Source organism: Burkholderia singularis (genome assembly GCF_900176645.1).
GTDB classification, from domain to species: Bacteria; Pseudomonadota; Gammaproteobacteria; order Burkholderiales; family Burkholderiaceae; genus Burkholderia; species Burkholderia singularis.
Genome location: NZ_FXAN01000043.1, coordinates 43,749 through 70,733 on the forward strand (window position 1 = coordinate 43,749; position 26,985 = coordinate 70,733).

General features: G+C 65.4%; 25 protein-coding genes and 2 pseudogenes. 12 read left to right on the forward strand and 15 right to left on the reverse strand.

Features of this window, described 5'->3' with window-relative positions:
* Window positions 1–63: 63 nt before the first annotated feature.
* The 7 genes from BSIN_RS08365 to BSIN_RS08395 all read right to left on the reverse strand — a co-directional run bounded on the left by BSIN_RS08365 (window position 64) and on the right by BSIN_RS08395 (window position 8,391).
* Entirely contained in the window at window positions 64–1,266 is a 1,203-nt protein-coding gene (locus tag BSIN_RS08365; RefSeq protein ID WP_369828158.1) for a chromate transporter, read from the reverse strand.
* Window positions 1,267–1,450: 184 nt separating this feature from the next.
* Window positions 1,451–3,808 (reverse strand): bifunctional diguanylate cyclase/phosphodiesterase, encoded by a 2,358-nt coding sequence (locus BSIN_RS08370; protein ID WP_089340136.1) that lies wholly within the window; start codon window positions 3,806–3,808, stop codon window positions 1,451–1,453.
* A 236-nt stretch (window positions 3,809–4,044) separates the two neighbouring features.
* Entirely contained in the window at window positions 4,045–4,947 is a 903-nt protein-coding gene (locus BSIN_RS08375; protein ID WP_089340137.1) for a PhzF family phenazine biosynthesis protein, read from the reverse strand.
* Between the two features lie 4 nt (window positions 4,948–4,951).
* The gene (locus BSIN_RS08380) at window positions 4,952–5,419 is read right to left on the reverse strand and encodes a RidA family protein (protein ID WP_089340138.1); all 468 of its coding nucleotides are present in this window, start codon (window positions 5,417–5,419) and stop codon (window positions 4,952–4,954) included.
* A 90-nt stretch (window positions 5,420–5,509) separates the two neighbouring features.
* Complete coding sequence (locus tag BSIN_RS08385; RefSeq protein WP_089340139.1) at window positions 5,510–6,691, reverse strand: aminotransferase-like domain-containing protein; 1,182 nt, start codon at window positions 6,689–6,691, stop codon at window positions 5,510–5,512.
* Window positions 6,692–6,752: 61 nt separating this feature from the next.
* Window positions 6,753–7,661 (reverse strand): DMT family transporter, encoded by a 909-nt coding sequence (locus BSIN_RS08390; RefSeq protein WP_059512985.1) that lies wholly within the window; start codon window positions 7,659–7,661, stop codon window positions 6,753–6,755.
* A gap of 43 nt (window positions 7,662–7,704) precedes the next feature.
* On the reverse strand, window positions 7,705–8,391 hold the full coding sequence (locus tag BSIN_RS08395) for a VOC family protein (RefSeq protein ID WP_089340158.1): 687 nt from the start codon (window positions 8,389–8,391) through the stop codon (window positions 7,705–7,707).
* Window positions 8,392–8,689: 298 nt separating this feature from the next.
* On the opposite strand from BSIN_RS08395, the gene BSIN_RS08400 reads away from it, so the two are divergent.
* The 10 genes and pseudogenes from BSIN_RS08400 to mctP all read left to right on the forward strand — a co-directional run bounded on the left by BSIN_RS08400 (window position 8,690) and on the right by mctP (window position 17,793).
* Complete coding sequence (locus tag BSIN_RS08400; RefSeq protein WP_089340140.1) at window positions 8,690–10,144, forward strand: aminotransferase-like domain-containing protein; 1,455 nt, start codon at window positions 8,690–8,692, stop codon at window positions 10,142–10,144.
* A gap of 190 nt (window positions 10,145–10,334) precedes the next feature.
* Window positions 10,335–12,233: a molecular chaperone HtpG gene (htpG, locus tag BSIN_RS08405; protein ID WP_089340141.1), complete on the forward strand. Its 1,899-nt coding sequence runs from the start codon at window positions 10,335–10,337 to the stop codon at window positions 12,231–12,233.
* Window positions 12,233–12,685, forward strand: a pseudogene (locus BSIN_RS26745) (chorismate--pyruvate lyase family protein); the annotation flags it as partial. The gene htpG and the pseudogene BSIN_RS26745, both read left to right, overlap by 1 nt.
* A gap of 105 nt (window positions 12,686–12,790) precedes the next feature.
* A pseudogene (locus BSIN_RS26750) lies at window positions 12,791–12,940 on the forward strand (chorismate--pyruvate lyase); the annotation flags it as partial.
* Window positions 12,940–13,416, forward strand: coding sequence for a DNA-deoxyinosine glycosylase (locus BSIN_RS08415; RefSeq protein ID WP_173678647.1), 477 nt, complete (start codon window positions 12,940–12,942; stop codon window positions 13,414–13,416). The pseudogene BSIN_RS26750 and the gene BSIN_RS08415, both read left to right, overlap by 1 nt.
* A gap of 424 nt (window positions 13,417–13,840) precedes the next feature.
* Window positions 13,841–14,299 (forward strand): hypothetical protein, encoded by a 459-nt coding sequence (locus BSIN_RS25235; protein WP_143757383.1) that lies wholly within the window; start codon window positions 13,841–13,843, stop codon window positions 14,297–14,299.
* Window positions 14,300–14,646: 347 nt separating this feature from the next.
* Window positions 14,647–15,570 carry a class I SAM-dependent methyltransferase gene (locus tag BSIN_RS08420; protein ID WP_089340143.1) on the forward strand — a complete coding sequence of 308 codons (924 nt, stop codon included), beginning with the start codon at window positions 14,647–14,649 and terminating at the stop codon, window positions 15,568–15,570.
* A complete protein-coding gene (locus BSIN_RS26445) occupies window positions 15,571–15,702 on the forward strand; it encodes a hypothetical protein (protein WP_256583699.1) in 132 nt (43 codons plus the stop codon). It begins immediately after the preceding gene.
* Between the two features lie 292 nt (window positions 15,703–15,994).
* The gene (locus tag BSIN_RS08425; protein ID WP_059512996.1) at window positions 15,995–16,246 is read left to right on the forward strand and encodes a DUF3311 domain-containing protein; all 252 of its coding nucleotides are present in this window, start codon (window positions 15,995–15,997) and stop codon (window positions 16,244–16,246) included.
* On the forward strand, window positions 16,243–17,793 hold the full coding sequence (gene mctP, locus BSIN_RS08430; RefSeq protein ID WP_089340144.1) for a monocarboxylate uptake permease MctP: 1,551 nt from the start codon (window positions 16,243–16,245) through the stop codon (window positions 17,791–17,793). The genes BSIN_RS08425 and mctP overlap by 4 nt, the downstream gene beginning before the upstream one ends.
* A gap of 111 nt (window positions 17,794–17,904) precedes the next feature.
* On the opposite strand, the gene BSIN_RS08435 is transcribed toward mctP, so the two are convergent.
* The 5 genes from BSIN_RS08435 to BSIN_RS08455 form a co-directional block, all read right to left on the reverse strand.
* On the reverse strand, window positions 17,905–18,336 hold the full coding sequence (locus BSIN_RS08435) for a VOC family protein (RefSeq protein WP_059513000.1): 432 nt from the start codon (window positions 18,334–18,336) through the stop codon (window positions 17,905–17,907).
* A gap of 231 nt (window positions 18,337–18,567) precedes the next feature.
* Window positions 18,568–19,521, reverse strand: a complete 954-nt coding sequence (gene tal, locus BSIN_RS08440) for a transaldolase (protein WP_089340145.1) — start codon at window positions 19,519–19,521, stop codon at window positions 18,568–18,570.
* A 158-nt stretch (window positions 19,522–19,679) separates the two neighbouring features.
* Entirely contained in the window at window positions 19,680–20,897 is a 1,218-nt protein-coding gene (locus BSIN_RS08445; protein WP_089340146.1) for a benzoate/H(+) symporter BenE family transporter, read from the reverse strand.
* A 164-nt stretch (window positions 20,898–21,061) separates the two neighbouring features.
* A complete protein-coding gene (locus BSIN_RS08450; protein ID WP_089340147.1) occupies window positions 21,062–22,237 on the reverse strand; it encodes a vWA domain-containing protein in 1,176 nt (391 codons plus the stop codon).
* Between the two features lie 75 nt (window positions 22,238–22,312).
* Window positions 22,313–23,155: an AAA family ATPase gene (locus BSIN_RS08455; RefSeq protein ID WP_089340148.1), complete on the reverse strand. Its 843-nt coding sequence runs from the start codon at window positions 23,153–23,155 to the stop codon at window positions 22,313–22,315.
* Between the two features lie 243 nt (window positions 23,156–23,398).
* Here BSIN_RS08455 and BSIN_RS08465 point away from each other — a divergent pair, with 243 nt between their 5' ends.
* Both BSIN_RS08465 and BSIN_RS08470 read left to right on the forward strand, forming a co-directional pair.
* A complete protein-coding gene (locus BSIN_RS08465) occupies window positions 23,399–23,758 on the forward strand; it encodes a c-type cytochrome (protein WP_059513010.1) in 360 nt (119 codons plus the stop codon).
* A gap of 40 nt (window positions 23,759–23,798) precedes the next feature.
* A complete protein-coding gene (locus tag BSIN_RS08470) occupies window positions 23,799–24,167 on the forward strand; it encodes a c-type cytochrome (RefSeq protein ID WP_089340150.1) in 369 nt (122 codons plus the stop codon).
* 206 nt (window positions 24,168–24,373) lie between these two features.
* Here BSIN_RS08470 and BSIN_RS08475 read toward each other — a convergent pair whose 3' ends face one another.
* The 3 genes from BSIN_RS08475 to rsxB all read right to left on the reverse strand — a co-directional run bounded on the left by BSIN_RS08475 (window position 24,374) and on the right by rsxB (window position 26,763).
* Complete coding sequence (locus BSIN_RS08475) at window positions 24,374–24,808, reverse strand: DUF1841 family protein (protein WP_069234799.1); 435 nt, start codon at window positions 24,806–24,808, stop codon at window positions 24,374–24,376.
* A 400-nt stretch (window positions 24,809–25,208) separates the two neighbouring features.
* Window positions 25,209–25,853: an endonuclease III gene (gene nth, locus BSIN_RS08480; protein WP_089340151.1), complete on the reverse strand. Its 645-nt coding sequence runs from the start codon at window positions 25,851–25,853 to the stop codon at window positions 25,209–25,211.
* A 4-nt stretch (window positions 25,854–25,857) separates the two neighbouring features.
* Window positions 25,858–26,763, reverse strand: a complete 906-nt coding sequence (rsxB, locus tag BSIN_RS08485; protein ID WP_256583700.1) for an electron transport complex subunit RsxB — start codon at window positions 26,761–26,763, stop codon at window positions 25,858–25,860.
* Between the last annotated feature and the right edge of the window lie 222 nt (window positions 26,764–26,985).

Below are 26,985 nucleotides of genomic sequence, written 5' to 3' on the forward strand. Positions count from 1 at the left end.
TTTTTCGGCGCGATTGCCGGCGCTTTGCCGTGAGAAGGCGGCCGGCAGGGCGCAGCGGCCGCCTCAGCCGTGCGCGGACAAAATCAGCCAGCCGCCGCAGCCTGCCGCGACCGCGCCATAGACGGCATAGACGGGCATCTTGAAGCGCGCGAGGCACAGCCAGGCGAGCGCGCCCGTCGCCCAGTACATTGGCTCGGCGGGCGTTTTCACGATGAGGCGCGCGGACGCGATCGCGAGAAACGCCGTGGTGGCGGCGCGCAGCATGCGCATGCCGTTTGCGAAGCGCGGGTGGCATTTCAGGCGCTCGACGTGCCGGCGCGCGAGCACGACCAGACAGCCCGACGGCACGAAGAGCGCGATGGTCGACAGCAGCGCGCCGCGCCAGCCGTCTTCGAGATAGCCGAGAAACGGCACGACGTTCAACAGCGGCCCCGGCGACACCGGCGACAGCGTGAACGCGAGCATGAAATCCTGCTCGGAGATACCCGTCGCGCTCGTGACGAACAGCGATTTCAGCACCGGCAACGCGGAGAAGCCGCCGCCGAAGAGCATCATGCCGGCGCCCGCGAGTCGCGGCCAGAGCAGCGGTATTTGATATCGGATGGGCAGCGGCAGTGCGAAGAGGGCGATCAGGATCGCGAACAGGATCAGAAGCCGCCATTCGCGCGCGGGCAGCGCAAGCCGCATCGGCTCGCTGCGCCACCGGCCGGTGGCAAGCCAGCCGGTGGCGAACGCCGCGGCGAGAATGGCGACGAATGCCGCAGGGCGATGCGCGAGCGCGAGCAGCACGGTCGCGAGCGCGGCCATGCTGCGCTCGAGCGGCGCATGCACGAGCGTGCGAACTTGCCTGAACCAGGTGAGCCCGATCAACGCGGCGAGCACCATGCCGAAGTGATGAAGCAGCACGGGCGACGCGAGGGAGCGGACGAACGGCGTGCGGTAGAAAATCGCGAATAGTGTCATCGCCGCGAAGAACGGCAGCACGCTCGCCACGCCGGCGGCCCAGGCGCCGGCAGGGCCGCGCAGCACATGGCCGACCTGAATCGCGACATTGCAGCCGACGGGGCCGGGCATCATCCAAGCAAGCGAGACGAGATCCGCGAACGATGCCGCATCGATGCGCCGCTGCCGCTCGACGTAATGCCGTTCGAGCTGGGCCATCATCGCCAAACCGCCCCAGGACACGGCGGACACGCCGGCGACGGCCCTGAACAGCGCCCACAGCGGCTCCTGCTCGCCGCGTAATGCGGCGTTGAGGTTTGTCATTGGCATGATGATGTACGGATGGAACGTGCACGCCCGGCCTGGCATGCATCGAAACTTGGCTGTCATTGTGCCACCGGGACGCCGCTTTTTTCGGATTTTTGAGGATTGCGAAAATTGATGGCGAATAGGGCAGCGGGGGCCCGGTTGCGTGGTCAATCGCCGCGCAGCGCGGCCCATCGTTTGTTTAGTTTTTGTCGGCCGATTGTTTAGCGATGCTTGCCATTTCCGTGCTCGCGTCGTGCGGCGTCGTGCGGCCGCAGACGCCGAAGCGCGCGAGCAGGGCGGCGATGCCGTCCGCGGGCACGGGGCGCGAGAACAGGAAGCCTTGCGCTTCGATCTGGCCGAGCGCGGCGAGCCAGGCGACCTGCTCTTGCGTCTCGGTGCCTTCGACAACCACCGTGAGCCCGAGCGCGCGTGCCAGATGCACGATCGACGACACCATGACGCAGACGTTGCGGTCGGTCGGCACCGCCTGGATGAACGAGCGGTCGACCTTCAGCGTATCGACCGAGAAGCGTTGCAGATACGATAGCGACGAATAGCCGGTGCCGAAATCGTCGAGTGCGATGCGAATGCCGAGCTTTTTCAGCGCGGCGATTTTTTCCGACACCAGTTCCGGATATTCCATCATCGCGGTCTCGGTAATCTCGATTTCCAGGCGGCGCGCTTCGATGCCCGTTTGCGCGAGCGCGTGCGCGATCGTCTCGATCAGGTCGCCGCGCCAGAACTGGACGGGCGAGATGTTGACGGCAAGCGTCAGCGTATCGAGGCCCTCGTCGCGCCAGTGCGCGAGTTGCTCACATGCGCTCTGGATCACGAAATCGCCGATCGGCACGATCAGCCCGGTTGATTCGGCAATCGAAATAAATTCGTTCGCCGAAATCACGCCGTGTTCGGGATGATCCCAGCGCACGAGCGCTTCGAAGCCGGTAATACAGCGTTGCGCGAGATCGATCTTCGGCTGATACGCAAGGAAGAGTTGCTCATCCGACAACGCGATGCGCAATTGTTGCTCCCATCGCATCAAATGATCGGCGCGATGCGACAGATGCGGCGCATAGAACTGATAGCAGTTCTTGCCCGCGTCCTTCGCGCTGTACATCGCGAGGTCGGCCTTTTTCAGCAGGTCGATTTCGCTTTCGTTCGCTACCGAATGCAGCGCGATGCCGATGCTTGCGTGCAGTACGAACGTGCTGCCGCGCACGTCGAACGGCGCGGAGAACATCTGGATGATCGCCGCGGCGAGGCGCTCGGCGCGCCGCTCGACATGGTCGCCCTTGACCACGACGACGAACTCGTCGCCGCCGATGCGCGCGAGCGCGCCCTCGTTGCCGACCGCGTCGGATAGCCGCGCGGCCGTCATTTGCAGCACGATATCGCCGGCATTGTGGCCGAGCGTATCGTTGACGGTTTTGAAGTTGTCGAGATCGATGAACAGGAGCGCAAGCCGCGACAGGCTCGAGGCCTGCGCGACGTCGTTGCGCAACCCGCGCAGCGTTGCATAACGGTTCGCGAGGCCGGTGAGCAGATCGTATTCGGCCAGTTGCGTCATTTCGCGCTCGCGGCCGAGCAGCTTGCCGATCAAGCCGGTCGCCACGCCGAAGAACGACAGCATCGCGAGCGTGATGAAGCTCGTCATCAGCAGATAGATGTTGCGCGTGTGGCGGTAGTCGGCGAATTCCTCGGCCTGCGACAGCCCCACCAGCACGCCGAGCGGATAGCCGTCGAGATGGCGATACGACACGATCCGCGCGATGCCGTCGATCGGATCGACATAGGCGCCCGACGCGCGCTCCGGCGGCGAATACACGCCCGAGGCCGTGAATGCGCCGAGCGCCCGCTTGTTGGCGCCGGTGCGGCGCGCCAGTACGGCGCCGGTGTCCGAGATCACGGCGATCACGCCTTCCTTGCCGATTGCCGCGTTGTTATAGAAGTCGCTCGTGAAGTAGTTCGGATCCTCGGATACGACGACGATTCCCGCGAACGTGCCGTCGGGGTGGTTTAGACGCCGCGTCATTTGCAGCGTCCAGCGGCCGGACACGCGGCCGAGCACCGGGCGGCTGATATAGAGCTGATCGTCGTTGCGTTGCGCGTGAAATTTGAAGTGCTCGCGATCGGACAGGTCGATGGGTTTGGGGTGCGCGTCGGCCGTACTCGAGATGAGCTTTCCGTGCGCGTCGATCAGCGACACCTGGATCAGCGTATCGCTCGGCACCACGCCTTTCTCGACCGTGTTCGCGAGATTGAAGTGCGCGGGCGATTTCTCGAACTCGTATTTGACGAAGCGGGTGATCTGGTCGACCTGATGGATCGCCTTGACCGTGTGCTGCTCGAGCGCGGCCGACAGGATCGCGGCCGACGCGGTGGCTTCGCGATAGGCGCCGTCTTTCTCGACGGACAGGCGCGCGACGATCACGACCCACAGCAGCACGAGCGCGAGCGTGCCGAGCAACGGAATCGCAAACAGCGCGCGGCGGCGCGACATGCGCTGCACGCGTACCGGTCTCCCGGTACGGGAGGCATGGGACCGAAACGGACTCATCGGACGGAAGGTGTCCTTTCGCGCATGGTCGATTCGACGGAATGACGGGATGAACGGCCAAAATTGAGATGACCGATGAGGTCCGATATTACTGAATGACCGTGCTGGAATTTATCCCGGGCAAGCTAGCGCTAGCCGCCGGCGCGCGAAGCGCTCGGCCCGGCGGTGCCGGCAAGCCCGTGCCGGCGGCGCGCCAAGGCGCGGAAACGGTCGGTGTCGCGCACGCCGCCGGCGTTTCAGCGCAAGCGGATGCGGCCGTCGATGACCGTCACGCTCGCGCCGCCGATCCAGATCCTGCCGGCGTCGTATTCGACGCCGATACGGCCGTCTCGTCCGATCGCGGTGCCTTGGCGGGCCGTGTAGCGCGAGCCGGGCGGGCGCCCCGCATCGGCGAGCAGGCCGGCGATCGCCGCGTTCGCGCTGCCGGTGACGGGATCTTCGCCCGCGCCGAATGCGTCGTCGAGCATCAGGCAGCGCACCTCGAACGTCGCCGGGCCGCCCGCCGGATGCGGCCCATATACCGCGACGCCGTGCGTGTCCATCGCGGCGGCGAGCGGCGCGAGCGCCGCGTAATCGGGGGCGAGCGTCAAGCAGTCGGCCGCCGATGCGAGCCGCACGACGAGCCATGGCGCGCCGTTGTCGACCGCCTGCGGCGGCATGCCGGCGTAATCGATCGACTCGGTGCGCAATGCGGCCGCGAGCGCCGGATAGTCGCGCTCGGGCAGCGGTGTGACGCGCGCGGGCGGTGCGGCGAATGCCCAGCAGCCGTCGCGCTCGGCCAGCTCGACGAGCCCCGCGCCACATTGCTGGACGAGCTTGCCGGGCGTTTTCGGCTGCCCGCCGGCTTCGAGGAACGCATGCGCGGTGCCGAGCGTCGGATGGCCGGCGAACGGCAGCTCGCCGCCCGGCGTGAAGATCCGCACCCGGTAGTCGGCGCCGGGATCGGTCGGCGCGACGATGAAGGTGGTCTCGGACAGGTTTGTCCAATGCGCGATCGCGCGCATGGCCGCGTCGTCGAGCGCATCGGCGTCGAACACGACGGCGAGCGGATTGCCCTTGAACGGTGTCGACGTGAACACATCGACCTGCTTGAAGCGCACCGTCGCGATGGCGCCCGGTGCGACGGTGCGCGCGGCCATCGCGTTATGCGTCGCCGGCGACTTCGGCGATCAGTTCGATCTCGACGCACGCGCCAAGCGGAATTTGCGCGACGCCGAACGCCGAGCGCGCATGCTTGCCGGCGTCGCCGAACACTTCGGCGATCAGCTCGGACGCGCCGTTCGTGACCAGATGCTGTTCGGTGAATTCGAGCGTCGAATTCACGAGGCTCATCAGCTTGACGATCCGCTTCACGCGGTTCAGATCGCCCGTGTGCGCGTGCAGCGTCGCGAGCAGGTCGATCGCGACCGCGCGCGCGGCGGCCTTGCCGTCTTCCGTGCCCAGATCGTGACCGAGCTTGCCGGCCCACACCTTGCCGTCCTTTTTCGCGATGTGGCCGGACAGATACACCGTGTTGCCGCTTTGCGCGCTCATCACATAGGCGGCGGCCGGCGCGCCGGCGGCGGGCAGTTCGATTCCGAGTTCCTTCAGTTTGTCGTAGACGTTCGCCATGGCGTTGCTGTCCTTTCTGTCAATCGTAACAATGTGAATGGCTGAGTGAAGCCGTCCGCCGGTTGCATGAAGCAGGCGGACGGCGGCCTGTCACAGGCGTTCGCGCAGCAGCTTGCCGAGCCGCGCGACGCCTTCTTCGATCCGCTCGGGCGGCACCGTGACGAACGACAGCCGCAGCGTGTTCTGCTGCGCGTCGTTCGCGAAAAACGGCGCGCCCGGCACGAAGGCGACATGATTGGCCACCGCGGCGTCGAGCAGCTGCATGCTGTCGATCCGCGCGGGCAATTTCACCCAGATGAACATCCCGCCTTCCGGACGGTTCCAGCTCACGCCTGGCGGCATATGCCGCGCGAGCGACGCGAGCATCGCGTCGCACTGCGCGGCGTAAAGCTGGCGGATGGCCGGGATGTGCGTGTCGAGGAAGCCATCCTTGATCACTTCGTATGCGATGCGCTGCGTGAGCGACGGCGTATGCAGGTCCGTCGCCTGCTTGGCCTGCACGAGCTTGAAGTGCAGCTCCTCGGGCGCAATGATATAGCCGATCCGCAAACCCGGCGCGAGCACCTTCGAGAACGTGCCGAGATGGACGATATGCTCGGGCGCCATCGACAGCATCGTCGGCAGCGGCTCGCCCGCGTAATTGAGCGCGCCGTAGGGATCGTCCTCGAGCACCGGAAACGGGCTTGTCTGCGCGAGCGCGGCGAGCGCGCGGCGGCGCTCGACGGGAAGACGCCGGCCGGTCGGGTTCTGGAAGTTCGGCTGCGCGTACAGAAGACGCGCGCCGCGGGTCAGCTCGGGTGTCAGCGCGTCGGGCAGCAGGCCGGCGTCGTCGGTCGGCACCTGCACGTAGTGCGGCTCGTACAGCGAGAACGATTGCAGCGCGCCGAGATAGGTCGGCGTCTCGACGAGCGCGCGGCAGCCCGGATCGACGAGCGCCTTGCCGAGCAGATCGAGCGCTTGCTGCGAGCCCGTCGTGACGAGCACTTGCGTCGTGCGCACGCGGTAGCGCTCGGCGATCCATTCGCGCAGCGGCAGAAAGCCCTCGGTCGCGCTGTATTGCAGCGCGGCGCCGGGAGCGTCGCGCAGCACGCGATCGGCGGCCTCGCGCATGCGTTCGGCCGGGAACGTCGCGGGCGCGGGCAGACCGCCCGCGAACGAGATTACTTCGGGGCGCTCGGTCACTTTCAGGATTTCGCGGATCGCCGAGCTGGTGAGCTTGCGCGCGCGTTCGGACAGGGTCCAGCGGGGCGGCTTGAGATCGCTCGAATTCATGTGTCTCCTCGTTCGGTATCGTAGTGAATGGGATGCAAGGAAGCGATTATCGCTCGCCGGATCAGCCCGCGCGAGCCGGCAGCGGTGCGGTGGTGATCGTGGTGCGACGGCCGAGCATGACGGTGGCGATCACGGCGGCGGCGAACAGCCACGTCGACGGCGCGACGGTCTCGCCGAAACAGAGCGCCGAAAACGCGATCGTGAAGAAGATTTGCAGCAGTTGCACTTGCCCCACGCGCGCGGTGCCGCCCATCGCGAGCGCCGCGTACCACGCGAAGAAGCCGATGAGCTGCGAGAACAGCGTCACGTAGCCGAACGCGAACCACACGCGCGGCGATATGGGCTGCGGATGCGCGACGTGGTGCGTCCACGCGAGCCAGCCGACGGGCAGCACGAGAAACGGCGCGGACACGACGAGCGCCCAGCAGATCACCTGCCAGCCGCCCATCTCGCGCGCGAGCCGCGCGCCTTGCGCGTAACCGAGCGCGCCGAAGCCCACCGCGCCGAGCATCAGCAGATCGCCCGCTTGGAACGTGCCGCCGCCGTCGCGCAGCGCGAATGCGACGACGATCGCGCTGCCCGCGAGCGCGCATGCCCAGAATGCTTTCGACGCCCGCTCGTGCGACAGCCACGCCGCATACACCGCGACGAAGAGCGGCTGCAGTCCGCCGACGACCGCACCGTGCGATGCGGGCACGGTTTTCATCGCCCAGGCGGAAAGCACCGGGAACGCGATGATCACGCCTGCCGCCGTGATGCCCAGACTTTTGAGCTGCGCGCGGGTGGGCAGGGCTTCGCGGCGCAGCGCGAGCAGCAGCGCCGCCGGCACGGCGGCGACAAGTGCGCGGCCCAGGCCGTTCAGAAGCGGGTGGAGTTCGGTGACGGCGATGCGCGTCATCGGCAACGTGAGACTGAAGATCATCACGCCGATGAGGCCGAGCAGCATACCGCGGGTTTCGCGTGAATCCATCGAGGCGGGTCCTTATGGAGGGCGGGTTGCGGGGCGGTGCGCGTCAGCGCAGCGTGCGCATGCCTGCCGGGGTTTCGAATTCGGCAACGAGCGCGGGCGCGTCGCCCGCGTCGATATCGATCAGATGCGCGGCGCGCAGCCACGCGAGCTGCTCGCGCAGCACGTGCGCGTGAGGGTGCGCGCCGTTGAGCTTCCTCAACGCGACGCCGCCGTGCGGCAGCGTATCGGACGGATGGCGCGTGTCTTGCCATTGGATCAGCGACGGCAGCACGCCGTCGCCCGCGTATTGCCACGCGGGCAGCGCGCCGTCGTCGGGAACCGTCAGCTGCCAGTGGAAATCGCCGCGCGACATCGGCACGACGCGCGCGATGCGCGCGGGATATTGCCGCTGCCACCGGCCCAGCTCGCATGGCCGCTCGACGCGCACCACCCAGTGCGCGAGATACGGGCCATGCTCGAGCCGCGCGCGGGTGGCCGGATCGTCGAGCCCGAAGAGCCGGGGCCGCGGCTGTTCGCCGGCAGCGGGCGGCGGCGCGTCGGGATCGGGCGCGATCACCTCCAGATACGCGCCGCCCCACAAGCCGAACAGACGGTTGTGCGTGCGCATCGACGCATGCGCGCCGCCGCCGGCGGGCTCGATGCCGAGCGTGTCGGCGACATATCGGGTGCCTTCGTCGAGTGTGCGCGCCGCGACGACGAGATGATCGAGTGTCAGGGGATGAGCAGCCATGAATTGAAACGGAATCGGAAAAACGGAATCGGTTTGGCGGATGCCGGTTGGAACATGCGCGCGGCCTAGGCATGCGGCTTGGCGGATGGCGCGTGCGCCAGGCCGTTGCGCGCGCGGCGCCGCGATCTTGTCGATTCGCCGTGCCGTGCTTGGCTCGCGTCTTCCGGGTGTCTTTGAGGCGAGCGTGCCGCCGGCTGCGCATATCATCGACCCGACACACTGTAATCGTGCTGACCGGCACAGTAACGGTACAATCGATGCAATAATTTTCTGTACAGTTCGAGGTTGGAGATCCGCGATGTCCACCGTCCCGCTTGAGCAGATCCCGGCGCCGCACGATACCGCGACGCTCACGCTCGTCGACCAGCTCGTTCAATGGGCGCGCCGCCGAATCGATGAGCGCGTGTTCCGGCCCGGCATGCGCATGCCGTCGATCCGCAAGCTCGCGCTCGACAAGAGCGTGTCGCGCTTCACGGTCGTCGAGGCTTACGAGCGGCTCGTCGCGCAGGGCTATCTCGATTCGCGCCGCGGGTCGGGCTTTTACGTGCGCGAGCGCGCGGCCGGGCAGCCTGCCGTCGCGCTGGCGGGTGGCGCGGATGCGCCGCCCGCGCATAACACGATCGATGTCGTCTGGCTGCTGCGCAACATGCTGCATACGGTCAGTCCGGAAAAGGGGCCGGGGCTGGGCTATCTGCCCAGCCGCTGGCTCGACGGCGAGCTGATCGGGGGCGCGTTGCGCGCGCTCGGCCGGCAGGCCGGCGCGCAGATGCTCGGCTTCGGCTCCGCGCAGGGTTTTTTGCCGCTGCGCCAGCAATTGCAGACGCGGCTTGCCGAAATCGAGATCGGCGCGACGCCCGAGCAGATCGTGCTCGTGTCCGGCATTACGCAGGCGATCGATCTGATCGCGCGTCAGTATGTCGGCGCCGGCGATGCGGTGATCGTCGGCGATCCGGCGTGGTTCCAAATGTTCGGCCGTTTCGCGTCGCAGGGCGCGCAGCTCGTCGGGATGCCGTATACCCCCGACGGCCCCGATCTCGACGCGCTCGAGCACCTCGTGCAGCTTTGGCGCCCGAAAATGCTCGTGATCAATTCCGTGCTGCAGAACCCGACGGGCACGTCGCTGTCGGCCGCGCAGGCGTTCCGGATCCTCAAGCTCGCGGAAACCTATGATTTTCTCGTCGTCGAGGACGACGTTTATGGCGATCTATGCGCGCCGAACTATCCGGCCACGCGCCTGGCGAGCCTCGATCAGCTGAAGCGCGTGATTTTCCTGGGCAGCTACTCGAAGACGCTCGCGCCGAATCTGCGGGTCGGCTATATCGCGTGCGCGCCGGAGCGTGCGACGGTGCTGACCGATCAGAAGATGCTGGCCGGGCTGACCACGCCCGAGCTGAACGAGCGCGTGCTGTACAAGGTGCTCACCGAAGGGCATTACCGCCGCCACGTCGAACGGCTGCGCGCGCGGCTCGACGGCGTGCGCGACAAGACCGCCCGAATGATCGAGCGCGCCGGCATGCGGCTGTTCGCGATGCCGGCGGCCGGCATGTTCCTGTGGGCCGACACGGGCGTCGATTCCGACGCGCTCGCGGCGGCCGCGCACGAGGCGGGCTTCCTGCTGACGCCGGGCAGCCTTTTTTCGCCGAAGCAGTCGCCGTCGACATGGACGCGCTTCAATGTGGCCAATTGCGGCGATCCGGCGCTGCCCGCGTTCCTGTCGCGTTATCTGGACAGCGCGGGGCGCCGCATGCCGTGAGACTGCGTGCGCGCCTCTTGAAATTCGCGCGAACGCCCTTATCTGCGCTCGCGGTCGAGCGACGCGGGCCGCCGCGCGCCGGCCCCGATGGGGTCGTAAATCGAAAACGTCGCGTCTAGGGCGGCCAAGCCTGACCGGCCGTGCCCATGTAGACCGTGTCCATCCTGACGCAATCAACAGGTAAACCAAGATGACTCAGCAAACCATGAGCTTTCAGGCGGAGGTCAAGCAACTCCTCCACCTGATGATCCACTCGCTTTACAGCAACAAGGAAATTTTCCTGCGCGAACTCGTGTCGAACGCGTCCGACGCCGCTGACAAGCTCCGTTTCGAGGCTCTGGAAAACAACGCGCTGTACGAGAACGATCCGAACCTGCGTATCCGCATCGCATTCGACAAAGCCGCGCGGACGATCACGATCGACGACAACGGCATCGGCATGAGCCGCGACGAGGCGATCGCGAACCTCGGCACGATTGCGCGCTCGGGTACGAAGGAATTCTTCTCGAAGCTCTCCGGCGACCAGCAGAAGGATGCTGCGCTGATCGGCCAGTTCGGCGTGGGCTTCTACTCCGGCTTCATCGTCGCCGACAAGATCACCGTCGAGACCCGCCGCGCGGGGCTGCCCGCGGCGGACGGCGTGCGCTGGGAAAGCGCGGGCGAGGGCGACTTCTCGATCGACACGATCGAGCGCGCCGCGCGCGGCACGACGATCACGCTGCATTTGCGCGACGGCGAGGACGAGCTGCTGTCGGCCTACCGGCTGAAGTCGATCGTGCAGACATACTCGGATCACGTCGCGCTGCCGATCCTGATGAAGAAGGAAGAGTGGGATCAGGAAAAGGGCGAGATGGTCCAGAAGGACGAAGACGAGACCGTCAATCAAGCCAGCGCGCTGTGGACCCGCGCGAAAAGCGACATCACCGACGAGCAGTATCAGCAGTTTTACCAGCACCTCGCGCACGACCATCAGGACCCGCTCGCGTGGACGCACAACCGCGTCGAGGGCCGCAGCGAGTACACGCAACTGCTGTACGTGCCGTCGCATGCGCCGTTCGATCTGTGGAACCGCGATTATCGCGGCGGCCTGAAGCTGTACGTGAAGCGCGTGTTCATCATGGACGACGCCGAGCAATTGTTGCCGCAATATCTGCGTTTCGTGAAAGGCGTTGTCGATTCGTCCGATCTGCCGCTCAACGTGTCGCGCGAAATCCTGCAGGAAAGCCGCGACGTGAAGGCGATCCGCGAAGGCGTGACCAAGCGTGCGCTGTCGATGCTCGAGGAACTCGCGAATGCGCAGGACGACGCCGGTCGGGAAAAGTACCGCACGTTCTGGCGCGAGTTCGGCCAGGTGCTCAAGGAGGGCGTGGGCGAAGATCACGCGAACCGCGAGCGGGTCGCGAAGCTGCTGCGTTTCGCGTCGACGCACGGCGACACCGACGAGCAAAACGTGTCGCTCGCCGATTACGTCGCGCGCATGAAGCCCGAGCAGACCAAGATTTATTACGTGACGGCCGATACGTGGCAGGCCGCGAAGAACAGCCCGCATCTCGAGGTGTTCCGCAAGAAGGGCGTCGAGGTGCTGCTGCTGAACGACCGTGTTGACGAGTGGATGCTGTCGTTCCTGCACGAGTTCGACGGCAAGCCGCTCGCGAGCGTGGCGCGCGGCGATCTCGATCTCGGCGCGCTGAACGACGAAGAGAAGAAGGCCCAGGAGCAGACCGGCGAGGCGTTCAAGCCCGTCGTCGACAAGATCAAGGAAACGCTTGGCGACAAGGTCAAGGACGTGCGCGTCACGTTTCGCCTGACCGATTCGCCGTCGTGCCTCGTTGCCGACGACAACGACATGAGCGGCTATCTGCAACGGATGCTGAAGGCCGCCGGCCAGAAAGCGCCGACCTTCCAGCCGATCCTCGAAGTGAATCCCGAGCATCCGCTCGTCAAGGCGCTGAAGACCGATGCGGCCGATTTCGGCGACTGGTGCCACCTGCTGTTCGAGCAGGCGATGCTTGCCGAGGGCGGCGCGCTCGAGGACCCGGCGAGCTTCGTCAAGCGGACCAACGCACTGCTGTTGTCGCGCGCGCTCTGATGGCGCGAGTGCGGTTCGATGCGGCCGACGCGCATTGGCGCGAGACGCCGCGCGCCGGCGCGTCGGCCGCTCAGAAGGATTGGCTCATGCGCGGCGGGTCGCTGACCGCCCATCTCGCGCGGCTCGGCGACGTGACGGTGCGCGTGACGCGCGAGGCTGTCTCGACGCCGTGGACCGACGAGCATGCCGCGCTCGCGTGCGCGGCGCGCGCGCCCGTTTGGGTGCGCGAGGTCGTGCTCGCGGTCGATGGCGTGCCGTTCGTCGCCGCGCACAGCATCGCGCCGCTTGCCGCGAGCAAAGGCGTTTGGCAGGCGATCCGCCGGTTGCGCACGCGGCCGCTCGCTGAGTTGCTGTACAGCGATTCCGACGTGACGCGCTCGCCGCTCGTGAGCCGGCGCGTGATCGCCCGGCATCCGCTGTTCGCACTGTCGGTGCGCGCGCTCGCGGGCGCCGACGAAGGCGCGACGGGAACGGCCTCGGAAATCGGTGCCGAGGCCGCGACGGCGGCGGCGACAATTTTCGCCGTGGATGCCGCGGCACGGGCGGCCGCCGAGATTGCCGCCGTGCCGCACGCGTTCGCCGCGCGCCGCTCGGTATTCGAGCGGCATGGTGCGCCGCTGATGGTGACGGAGTGCCTGCTGCCCGCGTTGTGGCGGCATCTGGACGCGCACGGCGAGCGGCGTGCGCGCGGTGCGCAGGCGCATTGATGCTGCGCGGCTTTCCTCCAGTCGTGTCTGCCGATACGCATACGCTGATTCTCGGCAGCTTTCCCGGCGAGGCATCGCTTGCCGCCACGCAGTATTACGCGCATCCGCGCAATCAGTTCTGGCGTTTGCTCGGCGCGGTGCTCGGCGAGCCGGGGCTGCACGATTTACCGTATGAAGCGCGCCTCGCGCGCGTGCTGGCGCACGGTTTCGGCATCTGGGACGTGCTTGCCGCATGCCATCGCGAGGGCAGTCTCGACGCGGCGATCCGCAATGCGCAGCCGAACGATTTCGACGCGCTGCACGAAGTGGCGCCCAAGCTCGCGAAGGTCTGCTTCAACGGCAAGACGGCCGGGCGCTTCGAACCGGTGATCGCCGCGGCCGGTTACGACACGCTCGTTCTGCCGTCGTCAAGCCCGGCGAATGCGATGTTGTCGTTCGAGCAGAAGCTGGCGGTTTGGCGGGGAATCGCCGGCTGAGCGGTTGTTCCGGCGAGTTGCCGCTGCGCGATGCGCTTGCGCGGGCAGCGGCAACGGCGCGGCTGGCACGCAAATAGGCGTGGCTCGAACAGCATTCGATATAAATAAATCGGCATTAGCGGAATGATGCTGAAATATTCACGAAAATCTATCTCCCGGAGCAACGTTATTTGCGAGTGCGTGCCGCTCGGTGGCGGTGTTCGTCATTTCACGACACTGTACTATGGTCGAAATTGGTGAATGTCGATTCGATTAATTTAAATAGATATCTTTGTTGTCACCGATTTTGATGTATTTTAAAAATCGGCTGTGCTTGATTTTCATTTTCAAGAGGTGATTGTTTGCGGCCATAATTCAGGGATTTATGGCTTATCTGAAATCGGGCGTGTGATTATCATTCTGCGATGTAATTCAGGGGAACTATATGTCGACGGCAGTCAATATTTATAGTCCGAGTGAGCAACTTTTTCTTTCGGTTCAAAACGATGGCGTAAGTGTTTTTTTGCCCATTTTCAGTGCTCAGGCATCGATATGGTGGATCGACAACTTTCCTGCCAGTGCCAATGATATAGGGCCGGGTTTTATTTCGATCATACGTTTTCTCGACAGTGTTAGCGCTCGATCGTTCAACCTGTTCGCCGATGTCGGTCTGTTGCAAACAATAGGCAGCGCACCGCTTGGCTTGTCCGAATCGAGCGCGGTTGTTTTCCGCATTGGGGGGATCGCCATCGACGCAAACCGCCCCATTCGGCTGAATGGAGTCGATGATGTGTCGATCGGCGCTGATACGGTTAACATTAGCCCATCGCCGATTAACCCATCGCCGCTTCTCATCAAGACAGAAAGCATTGCACCTTGGGTCGTCTCATACGCGTCGCTTTGACGGTCGGGGCGTTTGCCGTTCACGCGTCGACGCGGTTCATGGCAGCTGAGATCTTGGTCGGATCTCAGCCGCCATCGGAATTTCATCGTATCGATATCGTCCGATGTCCGGCATGTGCGCATGCGGGCGAACAGCTTTCCACCTTATCTCCTTCGTTAGCCGCCAGCGGGACGGGCGACAGCGGCCATCGCCACCGGTGCTGTCATCCCGATCGTCGCGCAAACGATGCCGCAACGATCCGGCAAGCCAGCGCATCGACCAAACCTCGCAGTGCGGGTGCCGGCGAATGCTATGCTCTCGGTCCCGTCGTTTGATTAGACATCGCGCGTCGAGCGCGATATTTCTCCATGACCCGATTGATCAAGCGCGCATCTGCCGAGGCGCGCGCGTTTAAGCGTAACCGGCCGTCGTCGTATGACGGCACTGAAAAATTCCGCCAGCCTCGGGCCGTGCGCAATCGCGCCGAACCCGACGGCGATGCGCGCGACGTTCCCGTTCTCGCTGCGCCGCGCAAGCCGCGCTTTGCGCCCGTGACGTTTTCCGAAGAGCGGGGCGTGCGTTATCTGCACTTCGGCACCGAATGGGTGCAGGGCGCGATGCGGCTGTCCAAGCCGTATCACATCGAGCTGGAATACGCGCAGCAGATGATGGCATGGCTGCTGTTCCTCCAGACGCCCGAGCGGATTGTGCAACTCGGCCTCGGCACCGGCGCGCTGACGAAGTTTGCACACCGTTTCCTGCCGGGCGCGCGCGTCGACGCGGTCGAATTGAATCCGGCGGTGATCGTCGCCGCGCGCTCGATGTTCGAGCTTCCGCCCGACGACGCGCGCCTCACGGTTCACGAAGCGGATGCATGGGATTTCGTCAACGATCCTAAGAATCGCGGGACGATCGGTGCGTTGCAGATCGATTTGTACGACGCCACCGCGCGCGGCCCGGTGCTCGACAGCGTCGCGTTTTATCGCGCGGTGCGCGCCTGTCTTGCCGATGCGGGGATCGCGACGATCAACCTGTTCGGCGATCACCCGAGCTTCGTGCGCAATATCAAGCATCTGAACGCCGCGTTCGATGCACGTGTGATCGCGCTGCCCGAAGTGCATGACGGCAACCGGATCGCTCTTGCGTTTTCCGGGCCGCCGCTGCGGGTGTCGTTCGCGCAATTGTCGGCGCGCGCGAAGCTGGTCGAGACCGAACTGCGGATGCCCGCCCGCACATGGGTGAAAGCATTGAAAGCATCGGTCGGCGAACGCGCCGAGTTCTTCGAAATCTGATTGCTCGACGCTCGACGCTCGACGCTCGACGCTCGACGCTCGACGCTCGACGCTCGACGCTCGACGCTCGACGTCGGGCATCAGGCGTCGAGTGTCGCTTACCGGGACGGAGCCACCACACACCCGTCCTGACCATCGGGCGGTCGACATCCGGACGGCGCTTCCCTTCATCGTCCCGATAGCAGGCCGCCGCCTTTCAATCCGCGTCACGCACGCGCCGGACGGGGCACGCCGGCTCCGGGTTCGCCCTCGTATGACGGGGCACGGCCGACTTCTATACTCACTGACGCCAGGGAAGCTGCGGCCGATCTGTCCACGCGCACCGGGATGGCTGTTGCCGAACGCTTGCCGCCGAGTTCCCCTTCGCGCCGCCGTACCCTTCAGTTCAGAACACGTCGACAACCGCGAATGAAGAGGAGACGTCATGGCTCACGATGCCGACGCGAGTCCGGCCGCGAATCGCGCTGCCAAACGCTGGCTCTGGTTGCTCGTCCTGCCGCTCGTCGCGATGGTCTGGGTGCCGTCGTACAACCGTGTCGAGCCGCAATGGCTCGGCTTTCCATTCTTCTACTGGTATCAGTTGCTCTGGGTGTTCATTAGCGCGGTGATCACCGCGTTCGTTTATACGAAGACGAAGCATTGCTGGACGAGCGGCCCGCGGAGGAACGGTCAATGAATCTGACTGCGACGTTTGTCTTCGTGCTGCTGTTCGTCGGCGTGACGATCATGGGCTTTCTCGCTGCGCACTGGCGGCGCGGCGATCTTGCGCATCTCGACGAATGGGGGCTCGGCGGCCGCCGTTTCGGCACGATCGTCACGTGGTTTCTGCTCGGCGGCGATCTCTACACCGCCTACACGTTCGTCGCGGTACCCGCGCTGGTGTTCGGCGCCGGCGCAACGGGCTTCTTCGCGCTGCCGTATACGATCCTCATCTATCCGTTCGCGTTTGTCGTGTTTCCGAAGCTTTGGAGTATCGCGAAGCGTCACGGCTACGTGACGGCCGCCGATTTCGTCGGCGCGCGCTACGGCAGCCGCTCGCTCGCGCTCGCCATCGCGGTGACGGGCATCGTCGCGACGATGCCGTACATCGCGCTGCAACTTGTCGGCATCGAAGTCGTGATCGGCGGCCTGGGCTTCGATACGAAGGGTTTCGTCGGCGATTTGCCGCTCATCATCGCGTTCGCGATTCTGGCCGCGTACACGTATACGTCCGGGCTGCGCGCGCCCGCGATGATCGCGATCGTCAAGGACATTCTGATCTACCTGACGATCGCGGCGGCGGTCGTCGTGATCCCGGCGAAGCTCGGCGGCTTTTCGCAAATCTTCGGCTCGGTGCCGCCGGCGAAGCTGCTGCTGAAGGCGCCGGATGCGTCGAGCCTGAACGGTCACAGTGCGTATGCGACGCTCGCGGTCGGCTCGGCGCTCGCGCTGTTCCTGTATCCGCATTCGGTGACGGCGATCCTGTCGTCTTCGTCGGGCAACACCATCCGCCGCAACATGGCGATGCTGCCGGCGTATTCGTTCGTGCTCGGCTTACTCGCGCTGCTGGGCTACATGGCGCTCGCCTCCGGCGTGAAGGACATGCCGCAGTTCGCGCCGTACTTCAACGCGTATGGCGCGAATTTCGCGGTGCCCGCGCTATTCCTGAATTTCTTCCCGTCATGGTTCGTCGGCGTCGCGTTCGCCGCGATCGGGATCGGCGCGCTCGTGCCGGCCGCGATCATGTCGATTGCGGCGGCGAACTTGTATACGCGCAACATTCATCGCGAGTTCATCAATCGCAACATGTCGCACGATCAGGAGACGCACGTTGCAAAGCTCGTATCGCTGATCGTCAAGGTTGGCGCGATCGCGTTCATTCTCGGGCTGCCGCTGACTTATGCGATTCAGCTCCAGTTGCTCGGCGGGATTTGGATCATCCAGACGCTGCCCGCCATCGTGCTCGGCCTCTATACCCGTATGCTCGACTATCGGGGGCTGCTCGCGGGATGGGCTGCCGGGCTTGCCTGCGGCACGTGGATGGCGGTTTCGCTGAAGCTGTCCAGTTCGATCTTCACGATCCATCTGTTCGGCTATGCGATTCCCGGCTATGCGGCGGTGTGGGCGCTCGTCGTGAATCTCGTCGTGTCGGTTGCCGCGAGCGTGCTCGTGCGCGCGCTTGGTGGCGCGGATGCGGAAGACCGCACGCGGCCGGAAGATTATCTCGACGTCGTCGAGGGTTGAGCGCGGCCGTCTCTCACGAAAACGCCTGCGGCGCATCGCGCGCCGCGGGCGTCGTGCATGCCGCCGCGCTCGGGTCGATCATGCACGTTTCGGCTTCCGAAGCGTTTGCGCTTACTTCTTCATGTTCGGATCTTCGACGTTGATCATCCAATGCACGCCGAAGGGGTCGCGTACCATGCCGAAGCCGAGTGCCCAGAAGGTTTTCTCGAACGGCATCGTGACCGTGCCGCCACGGGCGAGCGCGTCGAACAGCTTCTTGCCTTCGTCGACGCTCGCCGCGCTGATCGATAGCGAGTAGCCCTCGTGCGCCTGCTCGTTGCCCGATTCGCATCCGCCGTCCGAACCCATCAGCGTCGTTTCGCCGATCTGGAAGCTCGCATGCATGACCTTGTCGGCCATCTCAGGCGGAATCGGCCGCTCGGGATTGGGCGGCGCTTCGCTGAAGCGGGTCAGGAACGTCACTTTTGCGCCGAGGGCGTCGCCGTAGAATTTGAGCGCTTCGTCGCAGCGCCCGCCGAAATGCAGATACGTTTGCACTTGCATTGTCTTCTCCTTATCTCTTCGACCGGGAACAGGGCATCATGCGCCCGTGCCGACGATTGTAGTGCGCCAGAATGACGATAGCAGGAATAATCGGCCGGGTCGCAACGGATGTCGGGAAATCGACGGAAAGAAACGAAAGAAAGCTGAGCCGGCGGCAGTTGATTCGCATCCCAAAAAAAGCGGGCGCCGATAGGGCGCCCGCCGGTATCGCGCATCCGAGCGCCGTGCGCGTCAGTGCAACGCTTCGATCATCTTTTCGAGCTTTACCGCGTCGGCCGAGAACAGACGGATGCCTTCGGCAAGCTTCTCGGTGGCCATCGCGTCATCGTTCAACTGGAAGCGGAACGACGGCTCGTCGATCGCGACGCGCTCGAGGGCCGCATCCTTCGCCGCTTCCGGCGACAGCTTGCGCGTGACCGTCTCGGTGCTGTCCTGGAGCTTTTGCAGCAACTCGGGGCTGATCGTCAGCAGATCGCTGCCGGCAAGCTCGGTGATCTGGCTGGTCGTGCGGAAGCTCGCGCCCATCACCTCGGTCGGATAACCGAAGTGCTTGTAGTACGCATAGATCCGGCGCACCGACTGCACGCCCGGATCGTTCGCGCCGCCATTCTTTGCTTCGTCCCAATCGGCGCCCGCCTGCTTCTTGTACCAATCGTAGATCCGGCCGACGAACGGCGAGATGAGCTGCGCGCCGGCGTGCGCGCAGGCCGCCGCTTGCACGAGCGAGAACAGCAGCGTCATGTTGCAGCGGATGCCTTCCTTTTGCAGCACCTCGGCTGCGCGGATGCCTTCCCATGTCGAGGCGAGCTTGATCAGCACGCGCTCGCGGTCGATGCCGGCTGCTTCGTACAACTTGATGAGTTCGCGGCCCTTGTCGATCGAGCGCTGCACGTCGAACGACAGGCGCGCGTCGACCTCGGTCGATACGCGTCCCGGAATCAGCTTCAGGATTTCGGTGCCGAACGCGATCAGCAGGCGATCGATGATGAAGTCCGTCGGCTGGCCCGCGTGATCGCGGACGGTTTTCTCGAGAATCGGCCTGTATGCGTCTTTTTGCACGGCCTTGAGGATCAGCGACGGATTCGTCGTCGCGTCCTGCGGCTGGTACTGGGCGAGTTGCTGGAAGTCGCCCGTATCGGCGACGACGGTCGTGTACTGCTTGAGCTGGTCGAGTGCGGTAGTCATGTCGAGTCTTGAGCGTGGCGCGGCGCGCCGGATGCGGTGAACGAGGGCCGGGCCGTGGGGCGCGCGGCGGTTGCGCAAGGCGGCGCGCGCTGCGGCGCGCACTGCCGGGATTTGCTATTTTAGGCGCGAATCGGGGAGCCGGTACCGAACCGTGTGTTTTATGCGGGCCGGCGCGCGTTCAGAATCGTCTGGGTCAGCACGCCCGCGACGAGCCCCCAGAATGCCGGGCCGATCGACAGCAGCGTGAAGCCCGAGGCGCTCACCATGAACGTGACGAGTGCGGCTTCGCGCTGGCGGGCGTCGTGCATGGCGTTGGCGAGGCCGCTGGCGATCGAGCCGAACAGCGCGAGCGCCGCGACCGATACGACGAGCGCCTTCGGCAGCGCGGCAAAAAGGGCCGCGATCGTCGCGCCGAATATGCCGGCGACGAGGTAGAACGCGCCGCACCAGACGGCCGCCGTGTAGCGCTTCGCGCGATCCTCGTGCGCTTCGGGGCCGGTGCAGATCGCGGCCGTGATCGCAGCAAGATTGATGCCGTGCGAGCCGAACGGCGCAAGCGCGAGCGACGCGACGCCCGTCGTCATGACGAGCGGCGACGATGGCGTCGCGTAGCCGTCCGCGCGCAGCACCGCGATGCCCGGCACGTTCTGCGAGGCCATCGCGACGACGAACAGCGGGATGCCGATGCTGACGATCGCCGATAGCGAGAACGACGGCATCGTGAACACCGGGCGCGCGAGCGCGACATGGAAGCGGCTGAAATCGACGAGGCCGAGCGCGAGCGCAAGCCCGACGCCCGCGACGAGCGTCGCGACGATCGCATAGCGCGGCGCCGCGCGCTTGATGATCAGGTACGTGAAGAACATCGCGAGCACGAGCGCGGTTTGGAACTGCGCGGCGCGAAAGATCTCGATGCCGATTTCGAACAGGATGCCGGCGAGCAGCGCGGCGGCGATGCCCGACGGAATCTTGCGCATCAGCGTATCGAACAGGCCGCTCGCGCCGATGGCGGTGAGCAGCAGCGCACAGACGACGAACGCGCCGATCGCCTCCGGATACGCGACGCCCGGCAGCGAGGCGACCAGCAGCGCCGCGCCGGGCGTCGACCACGCGACGACCACCGGTGCGCGAAAGCGCAGCGACAAGCCGATCGTCGTCACCGCCATCCCGATCGACAGCGCCCAGATCCACGACGAGATCTGCGCATCGGTCAGATGCGCGGCGCGGCCGGCCTGGAACATCAAGACGAGTGAACTCGTATAGCCGGTCATCATCGCGACGAAGCCGGCGACGAGCGCGGACGCGGACGTATCGGAGAAGAAGCTCGGCTGCGGGATCGCGGGCGGCAGATTCGGAGCGGACGGAGGAAGGCTCATCGGCGGGGCAGTGCGTTGAAAGCGGGACAGTGACAGTGCGGGCAATGCATGGCGCAGGGTTGGCAGTGGCGAGACGGTGATTCGGATGCGAAAACGGTTGAGGCGGCGGCGCCGTCGCGCGCGGCATGCGCGCATGCGCCAACCGCGGCGGGCCGGTGCGCCGGCTACTTGCTGAGCGCGCGCATCGCGGTCTCCAGGCCCGCGAGCGTGAGCGGATACATCCGGTCGCCGAGCACGTCCCGGATGATCGCGATCGACTGCCGGTATTCCCACAGCCGCTGCGGCTCGGGATTGAGCCACGCGTGGTGCGGGAACTGGTCGGCGAGCCGGCGCAGCCACACCGCGCCCGCTTCCGCGTTGTTGTACTCGACCGAGCCGCCCGGTTGCAGGACCTCGTATGGGCTCATCGTCGCGTCGCCGACGAAAATCAGCTTGTAGTCGGGTGTGAACTTGTGCAGCACGTCCCAGGTCGGCGTGCGCTCCGCGTGGCGGCGGCGGTTGTTCTTCCACAGATGGTCGTACACGCAGTTGTGGAAGTAGTAGAACTCGAGATGCTTGAATTCGGCCTTCGCGGCGGAGAAAAGCTCCTCGGTGCGCTTGATGTGGTCGTCCATCGAGCCGCCGACGTCGAGCAGCATCAGCACCTTCACGTTGTTGTGGCGTTCGGGCACCATCCGCAGGTCGAGCCAGCCGGCGTTCGCGGCGGTGCTGCGAATCGTGCCGGGCAGATCGAGCTCCTCGGCCGCGCCTTCGCGCGCGAAGCGGCGCAGCCGCCGCAGCGCAACCTTGATGTTGCGCGTGCCGATCTCGACCGAATCGTCGTAGTCGCGGTACGCGCGCGCCTCCCACACCTTGACGGCGGTCCGGTTGCCGTTCGACGACCCGCCGATCCGGATGCCTTCCGGATTGTAGCCGCCGTGTCCGAACGGCGACGTGCCGCCCGTGCCGATCCACCGGTTGCCGCCTTCGTGGCGCGCTTTCTGTTCGTCGAGCAGTTGCTTCAGGCGTTCCATCAGCTTGTCGAGCCCGCCGAGCGCCTGAATCTGCGCTTTTTCCTCGGGCGTGAGTTCGCGCTGCAGGCGCTTTTCGAGCCAATCGAGCGGGATCTCGAACGCGTCGGCGGGCAGCGCGGATACGCCATGAAAATACGCGCCGAACGCGCGATCGAACTTGTCGAAATACTGCTCGTCCTTCACGAGCGTCATGCGCGCGAGATAGTAGAACGCATCGAGCGACGGCTCGATCACCTGCGCCTTCAGCGCCTCGACGAGCGTCAGGTATTCCTTGACGGACACCGGCAGCTTGGCCGCGCGCAGCGAGTAAAAGAAATCGATCAGCATGAGCAGGCCCTCGCGAATGCGGTGCAATGGATCGAGCGGCTCATCGTCGGCGTCTCCTCGCGGGCCCGGCGGGGCTCAGCGGTTGTGGCGGTTCATCTGGACGAGCCGCTCGAACAGGCTTAGATCCTGCTCATTCTTCAGCAGCGCGCCCGCGAGCGGCGGCACGATCTGCTTCTGATCCATCGAGCGCAGCGCGTCGGGCGGAATGTCTTCCGCGAGCAGCAGCTTCAGCCAATCGAGCAGCTCGGACGTCGACGGCTTTTTCTTCAGCCCCGACACGCCGCGCAGCTCGAAGAAGCTTTCGAGCGCCGCGCGCAGCAGCGTCTGCTTGATGCCGGGGTGGTGGACCTCGACGATCTTCTGCATCGTCGAAGGGTCGGGGAATTGGATGTAGTGGAAGAAGCAGCGTCGCAAAAACGCGTCGGGCAGCTCCTTCTCGTTGTTCGACGTGATGATCACGAGCGGCCGGTGTCTCGCGCGCACCGTCTCGCGGGTTTCGTAGACGTGGAACTCCATCCGGTCGAGTTCGCGCAGCAGGTCGTTCGGGAATTCGATGTCGGCCTTGTCGATCTCGTCGATCAGCAGCACCGTCGGCTGGTCGGCCTCGAACGCCTGCCAAAGCACGCCCTTGACGATGTAGTTCGAGATGTCCTTCACGCGCGCGTCGCCGAGCTGCGAGTCGCGCAGCCGCGATACCGCGTCGTATTCGTAGAGCCCTTGCTGCGCTTTCGTCGTCGATTTGATGTGCCATTGCAGCAACGGCATGCCGAGCGCCGTGGCGACTTCCTCGGCGAGCATGGTCTTGCCCGTGCCGGGCTCGCCCTTGATGAGCAGCGGGCGTTGCAGGGTCAGGGCGGCGTTGACGGCGAGCTTGAGATCGTCGGTCGCGACGTATTGCGAGGAACCTTCGAAACGCATGGCGGCGAGCTTCCGGCAGGAAAAATGGCAGTATAAGTCAGAAGCGCGGCCGCTCGCCGGGGCGGCCAGGGCCGTGCCAAACGGGGTCGCGGCCCGCGTGGTGGACGCATGGCCCGGCGACGCGGTACAATCCCCCGGTTTTTTTGGCCTGCGTGGCAGCCTTATCAGCATAAAACGGCGGTATAACGACGCTGGCTTGCCCATGCGCGCGCCAGTTTCCCCTCAAGCTAGGTTACAAGAGCTATGAACAAATTCGTCGGCAAGCATATCGTTGTCGCGGCGCTCGCGGTGCTCGCGGCCAACGCGCAGGCGGCCGGGGTGGTCGGCAACCCGAAGGACGGGGCAGGCAAGGTCGCGATGTGCATCGGCTGCCACGGCATCGACGGTTATCGCGTCGCTTACCCGGAGGTCTACCGGGTGCCGATCCTCGGCGGCCAGAACCAGACTTATCTCGAGAACGCACTGAAGGCTTATCGGAAAAAGGATCGTCATTTCGCGTCGATGAACGCAATCGCGGAATCGCTGACGGATCAGGACATCGCCGATCTCGCGGCCTACTATGCCGCGCAAAAGCCCGATTCGAAGAACAATCCCTACAAGTAAGCGCGTGCTTGTTGATTTCAGCACCGGGATAGGAGCATTCATGAAGAAGTCTCAGACGGCACTCAAGACGGCGGCGGCGATCGTGTTCGCGGCCGGCTTCGCGATCGGCACCGCGCATGCGGCCGACGCATCGAAGGGCAAGGAGCTCGCCGAGTCGCACAACTGCGCGGCCTGTCACGGCGCGAAGCTCGACAATCCGATCAACGCCGAGTATCCGCGCCTTGCCGGCCAGCACGCCGACTATCTGGTCTGGGCGATGCGCCAGTATCAGATGGGGCTGTCGAACCCGCTGCTTGGCCGCAACAACGCGATCATGCAGGCGCAGGTGCAGAGCCTGTCGGTCAACGACATGAAGGACATCGCCGCCTATATCGAGTCGCTGCCCGGCAGCCTCGTGTTCAAGAAATAACGCACGGCCGGTTTGCCGGCCGGCGTCGCGCGCGGCACGCTTCGCGTGCGAACCGCAAGCATGCCCCGCCTCGCGCGGGGTATTTTTTTGTCCGTGCGGCGATGAACGATCGGCAGCGCTTACTGCCGCCGGGGCCGGCTTCGCCATTCTCGCCGCGGCGGCGGCAAAGGTTCGGCGGCGGCGCGGGCAGGAGGGGCGGCGCGCGTTTAACTGCGCGACGCGCGTTGCAGGATGCGCTGCAGATACGCGTCGGAATCGGGGGGCGTGTTCGTGCGCTGCGCTTCCCAGATCGTCTCGCCGAGGCATTCCATGATCGCGTGCTGTGCGTCGTGCGCGGAATCGAAGCGAGCGGCGAGCTTGTCGTGCGCGGCCCGGATGCCGGGCGGCTGATCGATCGACAATTGCTCGCTGATCGCAAGATGCATCGACAGGTGCAGGAACGGATTCGTGCGGCCTTCGTCGGGCGTGTAGTTTTGTGCGCGGGCATGATCGGCGTCCGCGAGTGCCGCATGGTATTCGGGATGCTCGACGATCCAGTCGGCCGCGATTGCTTCGAGCGGCGTGAGGATCTCGCCCGAACGCTGCTTGCGCCAGGTGTCGACGAAAAAGCGACGCACGTCGTCGCGGCTCGGATTGAACATGATTTAAAGCGTGGGGCGGGTGGCGGGCCGCAATGCGGCTACGTGGGGGCATATTTTACGACGCTTGCGGCAGGCTTGCCGATACGGCGCGGGTAGAGCGGATTGTCGCAGGTCGCGGCCCGGCGGGTTCGACGGACCAGCGCCGAGCCTGCCGATGCGCTTGCGCGAATCGCGCGCGTCAATGCTTGTTGCGTGCGACAGGTTGTGCGTCGTGCAGTTGGCCGAGTATGCGGCGTTGCCGGTCGGCGTCGCGCGGTACGGGGTGCTCGGCGCGCCGACGGCTCTCGCGGGCAAGGCGACGGCGCGCTTTCGGCCGCCACCCGCGCGGGGGGCAGCCGGTATCGACGGCGGTCGTGCGCAGACGACGCGGGCCGCCCGAAGCGGCGCGCGGGCAGCGTTTTTACAGCATCGGCGCGGGCGTCTTCGGCTTGAACTCGCAAAGCGGCTCGATCGCGCAGTGCCAGCACTCGGGCCGCCGCGCCTTGCATACGTAGCGCCCGTGCAGAATCAGCCAATGATGCGCGTCGTGCAGGAATTCCTTCGGCGTGAACTTTTCGAGCGCAGCCTCGACCGCGCGCACGTCCTTGCCGGGCGCGAGCCCGGTGCGGTTCGCGACGCGGAAGATATGGGTGTCGACGGCGATCGTCGGGTGGCCGAATGCGGTGTTGAGCACGACGTTCGCGGTCTTGCGGCCCACGCCAGGCAGGCTTTCGAGCGCTTCGCGCTCGGCGGGCACTTCGCCGCCGTAGCGCTCGAGCAGGATCTTGCAGGTCGCGACAACGTTCTTCGCTTTCGTCCGATAAAGGCCGATCGTCTTGATGTAGTCGGCGACGCCTTGCTCGCCGAGCGCGACGATCTGCTCGGGTGTGTTCGCGACCGGAAACATCCTGCGCATCGCCTTGTTGACCGATACGTCGGTTGCTTGTGCCGAGAGCATCACCGCGATCAGCAATTCGAACGGCGTCGTGTATTCGAGTTCGGTGGTCGGATGCGGATTGAGGTTTTGCAGCGTTTCGTAGATCGCGCGTCGTTTGTTGGCGTTCATGCGGTTATCGCTTCGGGGGCAGCGGCGTGTTTGCGTCGTTCGCGTGATTCGGTTCGGTTGAGCCGTCCGGATGGCGCGCTTGGCCGGAATCGGCAGTGCCGCCGGGCTGATCGGCCGTATCGTGCCGTTCGGCGAGACGGCGGCGGCGCGCCTCGGCCGCGTCGATCTGCGCCTGCACGGCCGCGCTCACGCCTTCGGTATTTTTCGGCCCCAGGCCCTGGGCGGCGAGCGCTTCCTTTTTCTGCCGCGCGCGCTCGAGCGCGGCCGCGATGATTGCGCGCTTCTTCGCTTCGGGGTCGTCCGGCGCCGCCGTGCTCGCGCCGGCGGCCGGTGCTGTGCCTGCCGTGCCCGGTGGGCTGCCGCCCGCCCGCCGCGCCGCCGCGCGCGCTTCGGCTGCTTCGCGTGCGCGCCGCAGGCGCGCGGTGCGCGCGTCGTGACGGGCGCGCGCGTCGTCGGCCTGGGATTGCGACCACGCGTCCCAGCCGGTGCGTTTACCCGTGACAGGAATCATCGCGATGCAATCGACGGGGCATGGCGGCACGCACAGGTCGCAGCCCGTGCAAAGCTCGGCGACGATGGTGTGCATCTGTTTGGGTGCACCGACGATTGCGTCGACCGGACAGGCTTGCATGCAAAGTGTGCACCCGATGCAAAGTTGTTCGTCGATCCACGCGACGGGCCGCGGCCGTTCCACGCCATGCGCGGGATTGAGCGGAATCACCGGTTTGCCGAGCAGCTTCGCGAGGCGAGCGACGCCTTCGGCCCCGCCCGGCGGACATTGGTCATAGCCGGCGGTGCCGGCCGCGATCGCTTCCGCATAGGGGCGGCAACCGTCGTAGCCGCATTTCGTGCATTGCGTCTGGGGCAGCAGATCTTCGATACGATCCGCGAGAGTCTTGGAATCGGTCACAGTGACAACGTGGGAAAGCATGCGGGCGCGGCGCGATGGCCACGCGCGCGAAGGCAGCCGGAATTTTTTGCCAAGCAATAATTATCGCTGATTTCTCGCATTGCGCTTAACAATGCATGTGCCATAATCAAAACGCCTTTTCGTGACTATAGCAGGGTGTCCCTTAACGATGGCGCGCCCCGGTCATGCAGTCGGCGCGTGGGGCCGGCGCGGCATATCAAA